Genomic DNA, 16,211 nt, shown 5'->3' on the forward strand with positions numbered 1-16,211 from the left:
GCGGGTACCGGCACCGACCGTCGCACGCCTACGGGTTCCCCTGGTGCTCGCTCCCCAGGTAGGGCGTCTCGCGCAGGTAGTACGCCCCGCAGGTGTGGCAGCAGAGTTCGGGCGTCTTGCCCCAGTCCACCGGCTCCCGCATCGGCGCACCCTCATCGAGGTCCCGGCCGCACATGGCCACGGCGTCGGAGCCGCGGACCATGTGCCAGAGCCTCACCCCGGCGGCCGGGCCGCCGTCGCCGTACTCGGCGCGCATCTGGTGCATCATCTCCCCATCGTCCGGCGGCCGTCCGGCACCGGCAACCGGGGAGGGCGCCAGGACCGCGGCCGGACGGCGGCGGCGGGTTCAGACCAGGCTGCCGTGCAGCCGCAGCCGGGCGATGCCGCCGTCCGGGAAGACGTCGAGCCGGACGTGGGTGGCCGGCCGCGGCGCGTCCAGCACCAGGCGGTGGACGGCGTCGGGCTGGAGCCTGGTGCGCGGGACCAGCTCGAACCACTCCTCCGGGTCCGCCGCCTGCTCGTCCCGTCCGTGGAGCGCGGCCCAGCCGGCCGCGTTGCCCACGTAGTAGCCGGTGTCGATCTCCACGGCGCGGATCGCACCGCGCCCGGCCAGCCGGAGCCGGACCCAGTCGTGGCCGTCGTCCCGGCGCCGGCGGTTCTCCCAACCATCGCCCATGGCACGGGACTTGCCGGGAAGGGCCAGGTTGGACGGGGGCGAGAAGAAGCGGTCCGAGGCGTCCTCGACGGCGCCGCCGTGCTCGATCGCGGCCAGGTCGAAGGTGCCGAGCGCGGCCAGCCAGGCGGTGTCCGGCCTGGCCTCGCCGTGCACCCGGAGCCGGGCGATGCCGCCGTCGGGGTACTGGCTGAGCCGCAGGTGCGTGAAGCGGCGGCCGCCCTCGACGGTGAAGCCGTTGGCCGCGTGGCCGCGCACCGGCGAGCGGGGCACCAGCGGGTGCCAGACGACGGAGTCGGCGAGCAGCTCCTCCGGGCCCGGGGTGCCGGGGAGTTCGGTGCCTTCGAGGCTGATCTGCTGCGGGTGGTTGCCGCGGAAGTGCGCAGTGTCCACGATCACGCCCTGGACGACTCCCGGCACGCCCAGGCGGATCAGCGCCCAGTCGTGGTCGTCGGCGGCCGGGTGCGGGCGGTCGGCGCCGGCGCCGCGGCGGCGGCGGGTCTCCCAACCGTCCATGATCTGGCCCTTGTTGCCGAAGGTGTGCGGACGGAACTCGGCGGGCTCGGGCAGCAGCAGGTTCTCCCGCTCGGCGAACAGCTCGTCGTTGGCGGCGATCACGGCGCCGCCGAGCCGGCGGTCGGCCAGGTCGGTCAGCGCGGTGAAGGCGAAGTCGCCGGAGCGGTAGTCGGCGTACGGATTGCCGCCCCCGTAGGGCAGGGCGTCGGCGTCGGGAAGGGTCCCGGGAGCGTTGTCGGTGGCCATGCGTCCACCATGAACCCGGGGCACTGATCAGGTCCATCACAAAGAACTGAGCAAACCGTTCACTGCGACTGAACGGTCTGCACGGTCACCGCCACCTCGGCCAACGCCGCCAGCACCCGGCGCAGCGGCGGCGTCCCCTCCGTCCCGGCCCGCACCGCCGCGACCACCCGGCGGGTCGGCAGGTCGGCCGGCAGCGCCCGGACCACCGCGCCGCCACCGCGGCCCGCCGAGGCCAGCCGGGGCACCAGCGCCACCCCGAGGCCCGCCGCGACCATCGCCAGGATCGCCGTCCAGTCCGCCGCAGTGTGCGCCCGCTCCGGCACGAACCCGGCGTCCGCGCAGGCCGCCGACGTGATCTCCCGCCAGGGCCCGGCGGCGCCGTAGATCCACGGCTCGTCGGCGAGGTCCGCCAGCCGCAGCCCCGGCACGCCGGCCAGCGGGTGGCCCGGCGGCAGCGCCACGTCCAGCGGGTCGCTGAGCAGCACCGACTCCACGAACCGCGGGTCGCCGCCGGCCGGCTGCACCGCGAGCGACAACGCCAGGTCGACGTCGCCCGCCGCCAGCAGCCCGTACGCCCCGGCCGCCTCCGCCTCCACCACCCGCACCGCCAGCCGCGGCGCGGCTTCGCGCAGCCGGGCGATCGCCGGCACGAGCAGCCCGCCGATCGCGGTGGCGAACGCGCCCACCCGGACCTCGCCCGCCTCGCCGTGCAGGTACCCGGCCAGCTCCGCCTCGGCCCGCTCCAGCTGACCGAAGACCAGCTCCGCGTGGCGCAGCACCAGCCGGGCCGCGCTGGTCAGCCGCACCCGCCGCCCGTACGGCTCCAGCATCGGCGCGCCCAGCTGCTTCGCCAGCGCCGACACCTGCTGCGACACCGCCGACGGCGAGAGGCAGAGCCGCTCGGCCGCCGCCGTCACCGTCCCGCACTCGTCCACCGCCCGCAGCACCCGCAGCCGCCGCAGATCCCATTCGCCCACCGCACCCATCGCGCCAGCGTAAGTCCGCGCCGGCGGCGCCCGCCGGGAGCCCGTCGGCCGGCTCCCCCCTTCAGACGTTCAGCAGGGCCGGTAGTGCAGGAACTATGTCCCTCGCAGCCTGCAATGCAGCTCGCACCCGTGCGGCTCCGGCGGCGGCCACGGCCGCCCCACCGCTAGCCTGGACCGTTCGCCCACCGATGCCCGCGCACGCGGCACAGATGCCCGGCTGCGGCATGGGGTCGTGGCACTTGGCGCACTCGGCATAACGGGGCTTGGAGCGCTGCTGCGGGACCGGAACGGGAGGCATTTTGCGCTTCAGGCGGCTGCGGAGCACGCCGACCGGGGAGTGCAGGGGCACGGGCAGGCCGGGCAGCAGGGCCTGGGCCAGCTCCTGGGCTGTGCTGCCGCGCTCCAGCCACTGGGCGACGAGCGGCGCCAGCTCGGTAGCCTCGGCCTCGCCCAGCCGCAGGCGCGGCTCCGCACGGAGCACCCGGAACAGCGTCGCCATCGCCTCACGGAGCCGTTCGTCCGGTATGGCCGGAGTCTCCTGGTCGAGGGTGTGGCCCTCCTCCCGCCCTTCGGGCCGAGCGGCGGTCTCCCCGCCAGCAGTCGGCTGCTGGTCGACCTGCTCGGCAGGGTGGGAGGGTTCTTGGTACCGGTTCTTTACAAGAGGGACGTCAGCGCGGCCGGTGGTCGCCTCACCGGAGACCGGACGGGTGACACCCGGCACCGCCAACTGCGGCGTGTCGTAGACGTGCGTCTCGGTGCGGATCGTCCCGTCCGGCATGCGGATCTTCTCGACCCGGTAGTACCCGGCCTCGGTCAGCTCCTTCAGGGCCTTGCGGATCGCCCCACGCCCCTGCGGGCTGGGGTCGGCCATGTGCCGGCCGTCCTCGCGCCAGCCGTCCGGACGGGAGAGGAGGTCCGCGAGCAGGCCGCGGGCGGTGTAGGACAGCCGCCGGTCCTGCAGCAGGCCGTTGGGCAGCACGGTGAAGTTGCGCATGTGGGCGCTACGATGGACACGCATTGGGAGTGTCAGCTCCTGTTGCCGGACCCCGGGGTGTTGGTAGCACCGCCGGGGTCGCCTATTTTCGGTTGGACCACGGAACGTACCACGTCACCCGCTACACCAAGGTCCTTTTGCCGCAGCGGTCTTGATCACATCAAGGCCTGTCGTTTCTTGGCGGAGCCGTGTGCGGCGGCTGTCGCGGGTTGCGCGCGAATGTCGGGTGGCCGAGCCCACCCGGCCGCCTTTGCGGTCAGCGGGCGGCGAGGAGTTCCCCTCGCTCGACGGCGTCGCGCAGGACGGCCGCGAAGTCCTGGGGCAGGAGGTTGACCATGTCGAGGGCGTCGGCGGTCAGGGGGATCTCTTCGAGGATGTACTCGCCCCGGCCTTCCTGGCTGAACTCGGGGCCAGTGCGGTCCTCGAAGCTCCACTTCTCGATGGTGGCGAGGTAGAAGTCCTGACGCTCGTCGTCCGTCTCGATGGTGTGGAGGAGGCTGACGATCTCCGCCTCGCCCGCGATTTCCTCGCGGACCTCGCGCAGGAGGGCGTCCTCGGAGCCGGCATCGGTCGGCTCAATCTTGCCGCCGACGATCACCCAGTACGGGTCGATGCCGGGACGGATGCGCTTGATCAGCAGCATGGTGTCGTTCGGGGTGAGGAGGACGGCGCGGACGCGGTGCTGCATGGTGATCTCTTCCCTCTCGGTGGTCTCGGCAGTGTGGGGCGGGTCAGTGGAGGAGCCAGCCGCCGTCGACGTGCAACGACTGGCCGGTGATGAAGGACGCGCTGGCGGCAGATCTGGTCCTCGGGTCGGGCACGGTGGTGGGCGGGCAGGTCATTCTCCGCCTCGACCTGGATGGCCCCGGGTACGACAGTGTTCACGCAGATCCCGGCCGGTCCAAGTTCCCTGGCCAGCGACCTGGTGAGGCCGAGGAGTCCGGCCTTGGCGGCGCTGTAGGCGGCGAGTCCGGGGCGGCCGGCGCGGGCGTTGACGCTGCCGATGTTGACGATCCGGCCCCATCGGCGATCGGCCATGCCCGGGGTGATGGCCCGGCAAGTTCGGTAGTGGATCGTCAGGTTGGACTCGATGGCGCGCGCCCACTCGTCCTCGCCGAGCTCGTCCCACGGGATGCGCGGGTAGACGCCCGCGTTGTTGATGAGGACGTCGACCGGCCCGAGTTCGGACTCGACCTGACTTACCAGCGCGGCGACGGCGTTCGAGTCGGCGAGGTCGGCGCTGACCTCGATGCCGCCGCGGCCCCCGCGCCGCACGTCGGCGAGCACGGTGCGGGCCTGGCGGATCTGTGAGAGGTGGTTGACGGCGACGCAGGCGCCGGCGGCGGCGGCGAGCGCTCGGGCGATCGCGGCGCCGATCCCGGTGGCTCCGCCGGTGACCAGCGCCACTCGGCCCTGGAGCGGCAGGGCGGCGATGGGCAGTTCAAGCGGCGTGAGTGTGGTCATCGTCGGTCCGATCGTCGGGGCCGGTGGCCGGCGCGGGCTGGGTGCGGGTGAAGGTCTCGCAGACGGTCTCGGGCTGCTGGGTCTTGGCGAGCTTGGCCAGGAGCAGGAGGAGGTCGTGGCCGGTGAGACGGCCGGGCGGGATGACGCCGAGGATTCGCAGGGCGAGGAAGTGCCGGATCTGGTAGAGGAAGCGGTCCGGATCCAGCCCGGCGGCAAGCGCGAGGTCGGCACGAATACGCTTCAGCAGGTGGTCGATTGCGGCCTGGCGCCCGGCACCGACCGCCCAGGTGTAGCGGACTTCCAGACGGCGGTGGTGCTCGTCGTGGTCGACGTGTTCGAGGTGCGGGGTGGTGACCGGCAGCAGGGCACTGGCAGCATGCGGGCGGCGGCCTGCCAGCCCTGGACCTCGGCCTCCGCTGCGGCGGGGGCGAGGATCTTGCGGAAGACCGGCAAGCCGGTGCACGAGGACCTGGCCGCGATCATCACAGCATGCGGCGAACGGATCGACGTCGTGGCCTGACTAAGGCGTGTCTCTTTGATGGGCTGAGCAGTTGATCGGATGTGTCTGTCCGGTTGGTAATCAGTGATGCGATGTGGGACCGGATTGAGCCGTTGATGCCGGCCGATCCGGCCCGTAGACGGCGGTGGGCGGACCACCGACGCACGCTTGAGGCGATCGCATGGAAGTACCGCACCTGGTCAACCTGGCGGGATTTGCCGGAGGAGCTGGAGCCGTTCCAGACCGCGCACAAGCGGTCGTTGCGGTGAGCGGCCGACGGCACGTGGCAGCGGGTGTTCGCACGAACGCAATGAGCGCCAAGGTCCACAGGGCGAGGTCTTCGCACTCTCCCTCGACGGCATCGACTTCGACCGCCGCATGGTGACGGTCCGGCGCCGAATCCGCTTCGTGGCAAAGAAGATGGTGTTCGCGCTGCCGAAAGGCGGCAAGGTCCGACAGGTTCCGCTACCCGACGGCCTGGCGAGCGCGCTGAAGGCCCACATGAAGAAGCACCCGCGACTCGGGTCACGCTCCCCTGGCGTACTGCCAACAGTGACGCCCACACGGCGAACCCGGTCTTCACTGACCGCTACGAGGCGGCCCTCAGGAGGGCGTCGTCCTGCCACTTGAGGATCTTGTCGAAGCTGACGATCGCGCCGCGGAGCGGGTGGTTGCGGAGCTGGACGTGGTCGGTGAGGGCGTGGATCAGGAAGAGGCCGCGGCCCGACTCGGCGGTGAGCTCGGGGAGGGTGTCGAGGTCCACCGGGCGCAGGGTGGGGGCCGGCGGGCGGGGCGGGAGGACGTGGGTGTCGTAGGGGCGGCCCTCCCGGCGGGGGCGGTGGGCGGTGAGGACCGGGGCGGGGACGCTGGCCCGGCCGCCGCGCCGCGTGCGGCGGGGCCCGCGGCCGGCCGCCGCCGGGCGGGCCGGCGGGGCGCTCGGCCGGCGCAGCGGGAGCGGTCCGGCGGCGGGGGCGGGAGCTGCGGGGGCCGGGGCCGGGAGGCCGGGCCCGGCGTCGGTCACCTCGATCCGCAGCAGGTCGCCGCTGATCGACGCGGAGACCTGGAAGCCCTCGTCCGGCCGGCCGCCGGCGCCGTGCTCGACGGCGTTGGCGCAGGCCTCGCTGAGGGCGACGCCGAGGTCGTGGGCGACCTGCGGGTCGACGCCCGCCGTCGCCATCGCACCGAGCAGGATGCGCCGGGCCAGCGGAACGCTGGCCGGGTCGCGCTTGAGGTGCAGAGTCCACCAGATGTCCACGGGAGGTCCCTCCTGGCTGCGGCTCCACATACAACTAGGTATCTCCGGGCGATCCGGCGGTGAACCGTGCCTGAGGTCCGTCACCGCCCGTTCGGCGGATGGACTGGGGCCGCGGACTGTGCCGAGCGGCGCACACCGGGGTCCGCACGCCGGGGCCGAACGGGGCATTCGTGGGACTTTCCCACCCTGCCCGTGTCGCCCTCGTAGGCGATGAGAGGATGGGGCCCGCCATGACTGCCCTCGCCGCCGCCCCGCACCCGGGCGCCCCCGCACCGGACGCGCCGGTGGGGGCCGCCGCCTGGGACCTGCGGCTTGCGCGGGCGGTGCCGTTCGCCCTGGTCTGCACGCTGATAGCGGCCGCCGGGCACGCCCTGGCCGGCGGCGGGAACGTGGCCCCGGCCGCGCTCGCGACCGGCTTCGCGGCCGTCCTGGTGCTCGCGGTGGCCCTCGGCGGGCGGGAACGCTCGCTCGGCGCCATCGCCGGTGCGCTCGGCGCGGGCCAGCTCGGCCTCCACTGCCTCTTCCACGCCGTCGGCGGTCACGCCACCGCGGCGGCCGGCGCGATGGCCGGCATGCACCACGGCGGCGCCGGCGGCTCCGGGCCGCTGACCCTGCCGCAGGTGGCCGGCCGGCTGATCTGCAACGAGGCCCGGCCCGGCACGCTGGCCGGCCTGCCCGGCAACCCGACCGCCGAGCAGCTGGTCTCCAGCGCGGGCCTGGACCCGCAGGCGTACGCCGTCGCGCCCTGGTGGCAGGGCGGCGTGCTCGGCATGACGCCGTCGATGTTCGCGGGCCACCTGGCCGCCGCCCTGGTGGCCGGCTGGTGGCTGCGCCGGGGCGAGGCGGCGCTCTGGCGACTGGTCCGGATCACCGCCACCGCCGCCCGGGACCACTGGGCAGCGCCGCTGCGGACGGCGTTCGCGCTGGCCGCCGCCCTGCTGCGCGGCCTGTTCGGCACACCCGGCGGCCCGGCCCGCCGGTTCGGCGCGCGCGGCGGGGAGCACCCGCTGCCGGCCGGTGCCGCACTGCGGCACAGCGTGGTGCGGCGCGGTCCTCCGTTCGGGGCGCTCGCGTACTGACCCGCCGTCCCCGGTGCTCCCACACGCACCGGGCCCGGGTGTACGCCGCAGCCGGCCGCACCCGCACTCCCGTGGTCAGCGGCCTCCCCACATTCGTCCCCACGCCGCGCGGCCCCGTCTGCGCACGGATCACCGTGCCCGCCGGGCCTGCCGCCGAGCCTCCGAACGGAGACCCCGAAATCATGCGTTCCCTTCCCGCCCGTCGCATCGCCGCCGTCGCCCTCACCGCCGCCGCCTCCGTCGTGGCCCTGGCCGGCCCGGCCTTCGCGCACGTCACCGTGAACCCGGGCAGCGCCCCGCAGGGCGGCTACACCGCCGTCGACATCCGGGTGCCGAACGAGAACGACACCGCCTCCACGGTGAAGCTGGAGCTCAGCCTCCCGCTGGACCACCCGCTGGCCTCCGTCCGGACCCTCCCGATGCCGGGCTGGACCGCGACCGTCGAGAAGTCCAAGCTCGACAAGCCGATCAAGGTGCACGGCAACGACGTCAACGAGGCCGTCTCCAAGATCACCTGGACCGCCGAGGCGGGCACCAAGATCGCCCCCGGCCAGTTCCAGGAGTTCCGCGTCTCGCTCGGCCCGCTGCCGACCGACACCGACAAGCTGACCTTCAAGGCGCTGCAGAGCTACGACAACGGCGACGTCGTCCGCTGGATCGACGAGGCCAAGGACGGCCAGCCGGAGCCGGCCAAGCCCGCGCCCGTGCTCGCCCTGACCAAGGCCGCCTCCGCCGACGGCCACGGCGTCACCGCCTCCGCCGCCCCGGCCACCGACGGCCACACCCACGACGACGGCGCCAAGGACGAGGCCGCCGGCTCGGACAAGGCCAACGACTCCACCGCCCGGGTGCTCGGCGTGGTCGGCATCGTGGTCGGCGTGATCGGCGCCGCGTTCGGCGTCCTCGGCCTGCGCCGCAAGAACGGCGGCTCGGCCTCCTGACCCCTCACACCGGCGGGGCCGCCCCGCGCCGCACCCCTGCCCGGGGCGGCCCCGCCGGTGCTCCACCGCGCACGATCGGACCTCCCATGCCCCGCACCCCCCGTACCGCCCGCCTGGCCGGCGCCGCCGCCGTCGCGCTCGCCGCCGCCCTCACCCTCACCGCCTGCGGCTCCGACGGCGGCGGCACCAGCCCCGCCAAGGTCACCCGGCAGAAGGCCGACTCGCCCTACGAGGGCACCGTGCTGGGCAAGAACTTCGAGAAGCCCGACCTCCAGCTGACCGACACCGCCGGCCAGCCGTACGACCTCCGGCAGAAGACCAACGGCAAGGCCACCCTGCTCTTCTTCGGCTACACCAGCTGCCCGGACGTCTGCCCGACCACCATGGGCGACATCGGCGTGGCGATGAAGAAGCTCTCAGCCGAGGAGCGGCAGAAGGTCAACGTCGTCTTCGTCTCCACCGACCCGCAGCGCGACACCCCGCAGGTGCTGCGCACCTGGCTGGACTCGATGGGCAGCGACTTCACAGGCCTCACCGGGGACCTCGCCAAGGTGAAGACCGCCGCCAAGTCGCTCGGCATCATGATCGAGGACCCGGTGGTCAACGGCGACGGCACGGTCACCTCCACCCACGGCGCGCAGGTGCTGGCCTTCCTGCCCTCGGACGACAAGGCGCACGTCCTCTACCTCAGCGGTACCGAGGAGAAGACCTACGAGCACGACCTGCCGCTGCTCGCCAAGGGGGTCTCGGCGTGAGGGGCACCGGCGTCCCCGGTTTCCGGCGGACCGCGCTCGCGGGCGCGGTGCTGGCGACGGCACTGGGCGGCGGCGCCATCCTGGTCGCCTGCGGGGCGGGCGGCCAGGACGGCGCCGCCGACGACGGACCGGCCAGGCTGAGCGTCGCCGGCTCCTACATCCCGCTGCCCCCGGCGGGCGGGATGGCGGCCGGCTACCTGACCGTGCGCAACGACGGCGGGCAGGACCAGCTGGTGAAGGTCTCCAGCCCGGCCGCCCAGTCGGTCACCATGCACCGCTCCACCGCCTCCACCATGGAGCAGGTCGAACGCCTGGACGTCCCCGCGCACGGCGCGTTGCAGCTCGCCCGCGGCGGCACCCACCTCATGATCATGGGGTGGCAGAAGACCCCCGCCCTCGGTGACGAGCTCGAACTCGACCTGACCTTCGCCAGGACCGGCACCATCTCGGTCAAGGTGCCGGTCAAGGAGCTCACCTACCGCCCCGGCCAGCAGTAAGGGACCCGCGAGATGCCGAAGGCCGCCTTTCCGCAGACCCTGCCGCCGGGAACCCCGCCGCCGCGGACCGCCGGAGGCCGGACCGCCCGCCACCGGATCGCCGCGCTGCTCGGTCTCCTCGGCGCCGTCCTCGCGCTGATGCTCGCCGGCGCCGGCCCGGCCTCCGCGCACGCCACCCTGCAGTCCACCGACCCGGCACAGAACTCGGTCGTCGCCGCCGCGCCGCAGACCGTCACGCTGACCTTCAGCGAGGCGGTGTCGCTCTCCGGCGACTCGGTGCGGGTGCTCGACCCGGCCGGCCGGGCGGTCGACACCGGCAACCCGGCGCACGCCGACGGCAGGGACAACACCGCACGGGTCGGGCTCAACAGCGGGCTGGCCAACGGCACCTACACGGTGGCCTGGCGGGCCGTCTCCGAGGACTCGCACCCGATCGGCGGCGCCTTCACCTTCTCCGTCGGAGCCCCCTCCGACACCTCCGTCTCCGCCACCGCACTGAGCGGCGCCGAGGCCGACAGCACGGTCGCCGCCCTCTACGGCACCGGCCGGACCGTCGCGTACGGCGCTTTCGCGCTGCTGGCCGGCGCGGCCGCGTTCGTGCTGATCTGCTGGCCCGCCGGAGCGGTGCAGCGCTCGGTGCAGCGGCTGCTGATGTCCGGCTGGGTGGCGCTGCTGGTCTCCACCGTCGCGGTGCTGATGCTGCGCGGCCCCTACGAGCGGGGCTCCGGCCTCGGGCAGGCCTTCGACCTGTCGCTGGTGCGCGCCACGCTGGACGAGCGGATCGGCACCGCGCTGGCCGCCCGGCTGCTGCTGCTCGCCGCGAGCGGGGTGTTCCTGTCGCTGCTGGTGGGCCAGCTCGGGCAGCCGCCGCGGACGGCCGGCCCCGCGGCCGGGGGAGCGGAGGAGGACGCCGAGGAGTCGGAGCTGCGCGAGCTGGAGCAGCGCGCCGCCGAACGGCCGCAGCGCGAGGCCCGGCTGGGCCTCGGGGTCGCCGGACTGGTGCTGGCGGTCGCCCTTTCGGCGACCTGGGTCGGCGCCGACCATGCCTCGGTGGGCATCCAGGTCTGGCTGGCGCTGCCGTTCGGCATGCTGCATCTGATCGCGATGGCGCTCTGGCTCGGAGGCCTGGCCGCCATGCTGGTCGGCCTGCGGCACGGGATCGGCGCGGACGTCGCCGACCGCTTCTCCAAGGTCGCCTTCGGCGCGGTCGCGGTGCTGACCGCCACCGGGATCTACCAGTCCTGGCGCGGCCTGGGCAGTTGGGGCGCGCTGACCGGCACCGAGTACGGGCGGCTGCTGCTGGTGAAGACCGGCTGCGTGGTCGCGATGCTCGGCGTCGCCTGGATCTCCCGGTCCTGGCTGGCCCGGCTGCGGGCCGACCCGGAGGAGGCGGTGGCGGTCGCGCCGGCCGAGGCGCCGGAGCCGGTCGTCGTGGCGGCGCACTCCGACGACCCGGTCCGGCAGGCCCAGCTGGCCCGCCAGCAGGCCGCCCGGGAGAGCGCCGGACGCGACCGCGGGCTCACCCCGACCCGGGCCGGCCTGCGCCGCTCGGTGCTGGTCGAGGCGCTGGTCGCGGTGGCCGTGCTGGTGGTCACCACGATGCTCACCAACTCGCCGCCCGGCCGGGTGGCCGGCGAGGTCGCGGCCGGGGCACCCGCCGCCGGTGCCGGCCCGGCCGCCCCGGGCGTGCCCGCCCCGCAGACCGTGCCCGGCCAGACCCTGGAGCTGAAGCTCCCGTACGACACCAAGGGCCGGACGCCGAACGCCAAGGGCACCGCCACCGTCACCCTCAACCCGGCCCGGACCGGGCCCAACGAGGTGCACCTCAAGCTGGACGGCGCGGACGGACAGCCGGTGGAGGTCCCCGAGGTGCAGCTCGCCTTCACCCTGCCGGACCGCGACCTCGGCCCGCTGCCGGTCACCCTGACCGCCGAGGGCACCGGCCGCTGGAGCGGCACCGCGCAGCTGCCGCTGGCCGGCAACTGGGTGGTGTCGGTGCAGGTCCGCTCCTCGGACATCGACCAGACCACCGAGATCAAGCCGCTGAAGATCGGGTGACCGCGATGGACAGCACCAAGAGCACCAAGAGCGCCGAGAGCACGGAGAGCACGGGGAGCGCCACGACCGACGGGCCCACCGGCGGGAGGCCCCGCCGCGGCGTCACCCGGCGGGCCCTGCTGGGCACCGCCGGGGCCGGGCTGGTGGTCGGGGCGGGCGCCGGCGTGGCCGGGGCGGCCGCCCTCGACCGGTCCCCGGCGGCCGGGCCCGCCCCGGCCGGGCCCGCCCTCGGCGCGGGCCGGCTGCCGTTCCACGGGGAACACCAGGCCGGCATCGTCGAACCGCAGCAGGCCCGGATCCAGCTGGCCGCCTTCGACCTGGTCGGCGGGACCGGCCGGGACGGCCTGCGGACACTGCTCCAGCGCTGGTCCCGGACGGCCGCCCGGCTCGCCGGCGGCGAGCCTGCCGACGAGTTCGAGAACCAGGTCGCGCTGGACGCCGGCCCCTGCTCGCTCACCCTCACCTTCGGCTTCGGCGCCACCCTGTTCGACAAGGCCGGGCTCGCCGACCAGCGCCCGGCCGCACTGGAACCGCTCCCCTCCTTCCCGGCGGACGCCCTCGACCCGGCCCGCGGCGACGGCGACCTGTTCGTCCAGATCTGCGCCGACGACGCGCTGGTCGCCGTACACGCACTGCGGGTGCTCCAGCGGCAGGCGGCCGGCACGGCGGCGCTGCGCTGGCAGTCGGCCGGCTTCGCCCGCACCCCCGGCGCCGCCACGCGGCAGATCACCGGGCGCAACCTGATGGGCCAGGTCGACGGCACCAACAACCCCAAGCCGGGCGAGGACGACTTCGCCGCCAAGGTGTTCTGCGCCGCCGGGGGCGACCAGCCGGCCTGGCTCGCGGGCGGCTCGTACCTGGTGTTCCGGCGGATCCGGATGCTGCTGGACAACTGGGAGGCGCTGCCGCTGGACCGCCAGGAACGGGTGATCGGGCGGCGGAAGTCGGACGGCGCCCCGCTCTCGGCGGCCCCCGGCAGCAGCGAGTTCACCCCGGCCGACCTGGCCGCGCAGGGCCCGGACGGCTCGCTGGCCATCCCGGCCGACGCGCACGTCCGGGTCGCCGCGCCGGCCGCCAACGGCGGGGCGGCGATGCTGCGGCGCGGGTTCTCGTACCACGACGGCCTGCTGGCCGACGGCTCGCCGGACGCCGGGCTGCTCTTCCTCGCCTTCCAGGCCGACCCGCGCAGGGGCTTCACCCCGGTGCAGCGCAAGCTCTCCCGGGGCGACGGCCTCTCCCGCTTCCTGCGGCACGAGGCGAGCGGCCTGTACGCCGTCCCGCCCGGCACCCCGCAGGGCGGCTACGTGGGGCAGACGCTGCTCGGCTAGGCCGGGCGGGGCGCCCACCACACGTCCGTGGCGCCCCACCCGGGCCGCCGGTTGCCCACAGGCCGGAACTCCCCCGTGGGCAACCGGCGAAATGGTTAAGGTGACGTGCTCGGTATCCCTTTCGCATGGAGGCGCGGCATGTCGGCGACCCGCTACACCTACCTCGGCCCGGCGGGCACCTTCACCGAGGCGGCGCTGCGCACCCTGCCCGAGGCGGCGACCCGGGAGCTGGTCCCGCTGGCCTCGGTGCCGCTGGTGCTGGACGCGGTGCGCGGCGGCGAGGCCTCGGGCGGGTTCGTGCCGATCGAGAACTCCGTCGAGGGCGCCGTCACCGCGACCAACGACGAACTGGCCTCGGGCACCGCGCTGATGATCTACCGCGAGGTGCTGCTGCCGATCTCCTTCGCGCTGCTGGTCCGGCCCGGGACGGAGCTGACCGACATCAAGACCGTCACCAGCCACCCGGTGGCCCAGCCGCAGGTGCGCCGCTGGCTGGCGGCCAACCTGCCGGAGGCGCGGTGGGAGTCCTCGGCCTCCAACGCCGACGGCGCCCGGCTGGTCGCCGAGGGGCGGTTCGACGGCGCGTTCGCGGGCGAGTTCGCGGCGCCGATCTACGGCCTGGACCCGCTGGTCAAGGACATCGCCGACGCGGCCAACGCGACCACCCGGTTCGTCCTGGTCGGCCGGCCCGGGAGGGTCTCCTCACCGACCGGCGCGGACAAGACCTCGATGGTGGTCTGGCTGCCGGACGACCACCCGGGCGCGCTCCTGGAGCTGCTCCAGGAGTTCGCGGTGCGCGGGGTCAACCTGATGCGGATCGAGTCCCGGCCCACCGGGGAGGGGCTCGGCAACTACTGCTTCCTCATCGACTGTGAGGGGCATCTCGCCGACCGCCGGGTGAGCGAGGCGCTGATGGGCCTCAAGCGGATCTGCCCGCAGGTGCGTTTCCTCGGCTCCTATCCGCGGGCCGACCAGCAGGCCTCCGAGCACCAGCGGCCGGGGACCTCGGACACCGATTTCACCGAGGCGGCCGACTGGCTCTCCCGCTGCCTCGACGGCCGCGGCGACATTTGAGGACCTGGCGGCATCTGCTCGCCGGCTTTTGTCCTCCTGACCTTTTCCAACCGTTTTCGACCCCGCCCGGACGGCGGTGCGGGTGACCGCACCGCCGTCCGGCCGTCGTCCACAGGGGCCTGCGCCGCCGGAACCGGATGTCCACAGGACCGGCCACTGTCCACAGCCCCGAGTTATCCACAGGCCTGGGGGCGAGTCGACAAACCGGTATAGCCACTACGCGTATCGGTCGGATCATCGGTTAGCGTCGCAGAGATGACCAATCGGACCAGAGTCACCCGTGTACCGGCAAATCACCCGTTCGAGTGCTTCAATTTCCTCATCCAAGAAGGTCAAGTGAGGTTTGAAACCTCAATTCCTTAGTCGGACGCGTCGTCCACCGGGGAGGCCAGGCCGTCCACAGCCCACCGGATCCTCCTGTGGATAACCTCACAGCGAGCCGTTCCTCACAGGGGTTGTCCACAGGCTCCGGGGAGTTATCCCCAGGGGAAAACCCGTACCGGTGGAGGGGCCCCCGCCCGGTAGGCTTGGGCCCGTGATTGACCTTCGCCTGCTTCGTGAGGACCCTGACCGAGTGCGCGCCTCGCAGCGCGTCCGTGGCGAGGACGTCGACCTGGTCGACGCCCTCCTCTCCGCCGACGAACGGCGCCGGTCCTCGGGCAGTCGCTTCGACGAACTGCGCAACGAGCAGAAGACGCTCGGCAAGCAGGTCGCCAAGGCCCAGGGCGAGGAGAAGACCGCCCTGCTCCAGCGCACCAAGGAACTGGCCGCCGAGGTCAAGGCCGCCGACGCCGAGCAGAGCGCGGCCAAGGACGAGGCCGAGCGCCTGCTCCGCTCGCTGGCGAACCTCATCGACCCGGCCGCCCCGGTCGGCGGCGAGGAGGACTTCGTCACGCTGGAGGAGATCGGCACCCCGCGCGACTTCGCCGCCGAGGGGTTCGAGCCCCGCGACCACGTCGAGCTGGGGCAGATCCTCGGCGCGATCGACACCGAGCGCGGCGCCAAGGTCGCCGGCGCACGGTCCTACTACCTGACCGGTGTCGGCGCGCTGCTGGAGCTCGCCCTGGTCAACATGGCGATCGCCCAGGCCACCGCGGCCGGCTTCACCCCGATGATCACCCCGGCCCTGGTCCGCCCGGCCGCCATGGACGGCACCGGCTTCCTCGGCCAGGCCGCCGAGAACGTGTACTTCCTCGCCGAGGAGGAGCGCTACCTCGTCGGCACCAGCGAGGTCCCGCTCGCGGCGTACCACATGGACGAGATCATCGACGCCGAGAAGCTGCCGCTGCGGTACGCCGGCTACTCGTCCTGCTTCCGCCGCGAGGCCGGCACCTACGGCAAGGACACCCGCGGCATCATCCGCGTCCACCAGTTCGAGAAGGTGGAGATGTTCGTCTTCACCTCGCCCGAGGACGCCGAGAACGAGCACCGCCGCCTGCTCCAGTGGGAGAAGGACTTCCTCAACGCCCTGGAGCTGCCCTACCGGGTGATCGACGTCGCCTCCGGCGACCTCGGCTCCTCGGCCGCGCGCAAGTTCGACATCGAGGCGTGGATCCCGACCCAGGGCAAGTACCGCGAGGTCACCTCGACCTCCAACACCACCGAGTACCAGTCCCGCCGGCTCTCCATCCGGATGCGCGAGGAGGGCAAGGTCCGCCCGCTGGCCACGCTGAACGGCACCCTGGTCGCCGTCCCGCGCACCATCGTCGCGATCCTGGAGAACCACCAGCAGGCCGACGGCTCGGTCGTCGTGCCGGAGGCGCTGCGGCCGTACCTCGGCGGGCGCTCCGTCCTCCCGCCGGTCAAGTAGCCACCTGCCCCACCTGCACCACCGCCCGAAAGCAAC

At 73.8% G+C, this 16,211-nt stretch carries 16 protein-coding genes and 1 pseudogene; 10 read left to right on the forward strand and 7 right to left on the reverse strand.

Annotated features, from left to right (window positions below; translation table 11 throughout):
• Positions 1-28: 28 nt before the first annotated feature.
• The 6 genes from C2142_RS18315 to C2142_RS18340 all read right to left on the reverse strand — a co-directional run bounded on the left by C2142_RS18315 (position 29) and on the right by C2142_RS18340 (position 4,879).
• A complete protein-coding gene (locus tag C2142_RS18315) occupies positions 29-268 on the reverse strand; it encodes a hypothetical protein (protein ID WP_148643645.1) in 240 nt (79 codons plus the stop codon).
• A gap of 78 nt (positions 269-346) precedes the next feature.
• Positions 347-1,435, reverse strand: coding sequence for an allantoicase (alc, locus tag C2142_RS18320; RefSeq protein ID WP_148643646.1), 1,089 nt, complete (start codon positions 1,433-1,435; stop codon positions 347-349).
• 59 nt (positions 1,436-1,494) lie between these two features.
• On the reverse strand, positions 1,495-2,412 hold the full coding sequence (locus tag C2142_RS18325) for a LysR family transcriptional regulator (RefSeq protein ID WP_148644867.1): 918 nt from the start codon (positions 2,410-2,412) through the stop codon (positions 1,495-1,497).
• A gap of 70 nt (positions 2,413-2,482) precedes the next feature.
• Complete coding sequence (locus C2142_RS18330) at positions 2,483-3,439, reverse strand: hypothetical protein (protein WP_148643647.1); 957 nt, start codon at positions 3,437-3,439, stop codon at positions 2,483-2,485.
• A gap of 232 nt (positions 3,440-3,671) precedes the next feature.
• The gene (locus C2142_RS18335; RefSeq protein WP_148643648.1) at positions 3,672-4,103 is read right to left on the reverse strand and encodes an NUDIX domain-containing protein; all 432 of its coding nucleotides are present in this window, start codon (positions 4,101-4,103) and stop codon (positions 3,672-3,674) included.
• Positions 4,049-4,879 carry an SDR family NAD(P)-dependent oxidoreductase gene (locus C2142_RS18340; RefSeq protein ID WP_241002649.1) on the reverse strand — a complete coding sequence of 277 codons (831 nt, stop codon included), beginning with the start codon at positions 4,877-4,879 and terminating at the stop codon, positions 4,049-4,051. Before C2142_RS18340 ends, C2142_RS18335 begins: the two co-directional genes overlap by 55 nt.
• On the opposite strand from C2142_RS18340, the gene C2142_RS18345 reads away from it, so the two are divergent.
• Both C2142_RS18345 and C2142_RS18350 read left to right on the forward strand, forming a co-directional pair.
• Positions 4,866-5,399: a hypothetical protein gene (locus C2142_RS18345; RefSeq protein WP_148643649.1), complete on the forward strand. Its 534-nt coding sequence runs from the start codon at positions 4,866-4,868 to the stop codon at positions 5,397-5,399. The genes C2142_RS18340 and C2142_RS18345 overlap by 14 nt on opposite strands.
• Positions 5,400-5,440: 41 nt before the next feature.
• Positions 5,441-5,644 (forward strand): annotated as a pseudogene (locus C2142_RS18350) (transposase); the annotation flags it as partial.
• Between the two features lie 323 nt (positions 5,645-5,967).
• On the opposite strand, the gene C2142_RS18355 reads toward C2142_RS18350, so the two are convergent.
• The gene (locus C2142_RS18355) at positions 5,968-6,633 is read right to left on the reverse strand and encodes an ATP-binding protein (protein WP_174315659.1); all 666 of its coding nucleotides are present in this window, start codon (positions 6,631-6,633) and stop codon (positions 5,968-5,970) included.
• Between the two features lie 230 nt (positions 6,634-6,863).
• Here C2142_RS18355 and C2142_RS18360 point away from each other — a divergent pair, with 230 nt between their 5' ends.
• The 8 genes from C2142_RS18360 (at position 6,864) to serS (ending at position 16,175) form a co-directional block, all read left to right on the forward strand.
• On the forward strand, positions 6,864-7,712 hold the full coding sequence (locus C2142_RS18360) for a hypothetical protein (protein WP_148643651.1): 849 nt from the start codon (positions 6,864-6,866) through the stop codon (positions 7,710-7,712).
• Positions 7,713-7,894: 182 nt separating this feature from the next.
• Positions 7,895-8,653, forward strand: a complete 759-nt coding sequence (locus C2142_RS18365) for a YcnI family protein (RefSeq protein WP_148643652.1) — start codon at positions 7,895-7,897, stop codon at positions 8,651-8,653.
• Between the two features lie 86 nt (positions 8,654-8,739).
• Positions 8,740-9,408 carry an SCO family protein gene (locus tag C2142_RS18370; protein ID WP_148643653.1) on the forward strand — a complete coding sequence of 223 codons (669 nt, stop codon included), beginning with the start codon at positions 8,740-8,742 and terminating at the stop codon, positions 9,406-9,408.
• On the forward strand, positions 9,405-9,905 hold the full coding sequence (locus C2142_RS18375) for a copper chaperone PCu(A)C (RefSeq protein WP_148643654.1): 501 nt from the start codon (positions 9,405-9,407) through the stop codon (positions 9,903-9,905). Before C2142_RS18370 ends, C2142_RS18375 begins: the two co-directional genes overlap by 4 nt.
• A 12-nt stretch (positions 9,906-9,917) precedes the next feature.
• On the forward strand, positions 9,918-11,963 hold the full coding sequence (locus C2142_RS18380) for a FixH family protein (protein WP_148643655.1): 2,046 nt from the start codon (positions 9,918-9,920) through the stop codon (positions 11,961-11,963).
• A 5-nt stretch (positions 11,964-11,968) separates the two neighbouring features.
• Positions 11,969-13,291, forward strand: a complete 1,323-nt coding sequence (gene efeB / locus C2142_RS18385; protein WP_148643656.1) for an iron uptake transporter deferrochelatase/peroxidase subunit — start codon at positions 11,969-11,971, stop codon at positions 13,289-13,291.
• Between the two features lie 138 nt (positions 13,292-13,429).
• Positions 13,430-14,365, forward strand: a complete 936-nt coding sequence (gene pheA / locus C2142_RS18390; RefSeq protein ID WP_148643657.1) for a prephenate dehydratase — start codon at positions 13,430-13,432, stop codon at positions 14,363-14,365.
• A gap of 535 nt (positions 14,366-14,900) precedes the next feature.
• Positions 14,901-16,175, forward strand: coding sequence for a serine--tRNA ligase (gene serS, locus C2142_RS18395; RefSeq protein WP_148643658.1), 1,275 nt, complete (start codon positions 14,901-14,903; stop codon positions 16,173-16,175).
• Positions 16,176-16,211: the final 36 nt, after the last annotated feature.

This window comes from Streptomyces sp. CB01881 (assembly GCF_002953255.1).
GTDB lineage: Bacteria > Actinomycetota > Actinomycetes > Streptomycetales > Streptomycetaceae > Kitasatospora.

Excerpts from the sequence above, each read along its gene's own strand:
- C2142_RS18370 (WP_148643653.1), top strand. The coding sequence starts at position 8,740 with ATGCCCCGCACCCCCCGTACCGCCCGCCTGGCCGGCGCCGCCGCCGTC.
- alc (WP_148643646.1), bottom strand. The coding sequence starts at position 1,435 with ATGGCCACCGACAACGCTCCCGGGACCCTTCCCGACGCCGACGCCCTG.
- C2142_RS18360 (WP_148643651.1), top strand. The coding sequence starts at position 6,864 with ATGACTGCCCTCGCCGCCGCCCCGCACCCGGGCGCCCCCGCACCGGAC.
- C2142_RS18335 (WP_148643648.1), bottom strand. The coding sequence starts at position 4,103 with ATGCAGCACCGCGTCCGCGCCGTCCTCCTCACCCCGAACGACACCATG.
- C2142_RS18340 (WP_241002649.1), bottom strand. The coding sequence starts at position 4,879 with ATGACCACACTCACGCCGCTTGAACTGCCCATCGCCGCCCTGCCGCTC.
- C2142_RS18330 (WP_148643647.1), bottom strand. The coding sequence starts at position 3,439 with ATGCGTGTCCATCGTAGCGCCCACATGCGCAACTTCACCGTGCTGCCC.
- C2142_RS18380 (WP_148643655.1), top strand. The coding sequence starts at position 9,918 with ATGCCGAAGGCCGCCTTTCCGCAGACCCTGCCGCCGGGAACCCCGCCG.
- efeB (WP_148643656.1), top strand. The coding sequence starts at position 11,969 with ATGGACAGCACCAAGAGCACCAAGAGCGCCGAGAGCACGGAGAGCACG.
- C2142_RS18365 (WP_148643652.1), top strand. The coding sequence starts at position 7,895 with ATGCGTTCCCTTCCCGCCCGTCGCATCGCCGCCGTCGCCCTCACCGCC.
- C2142_RS18315 (WP_148643645.1), bottom strand. The coding sequence starts at position 268 with ATGATGCACCAGATGCGCGCCGAGTACGGCGACGGCGGCCCGGCCGCC.
- pheA (WP_148643657.1), top strand. The coding sequence starts at position 13,430 with ATGTCGGCGACCCGCTACACCTACCTCGGCCCGGCGGGCACCTTCACC.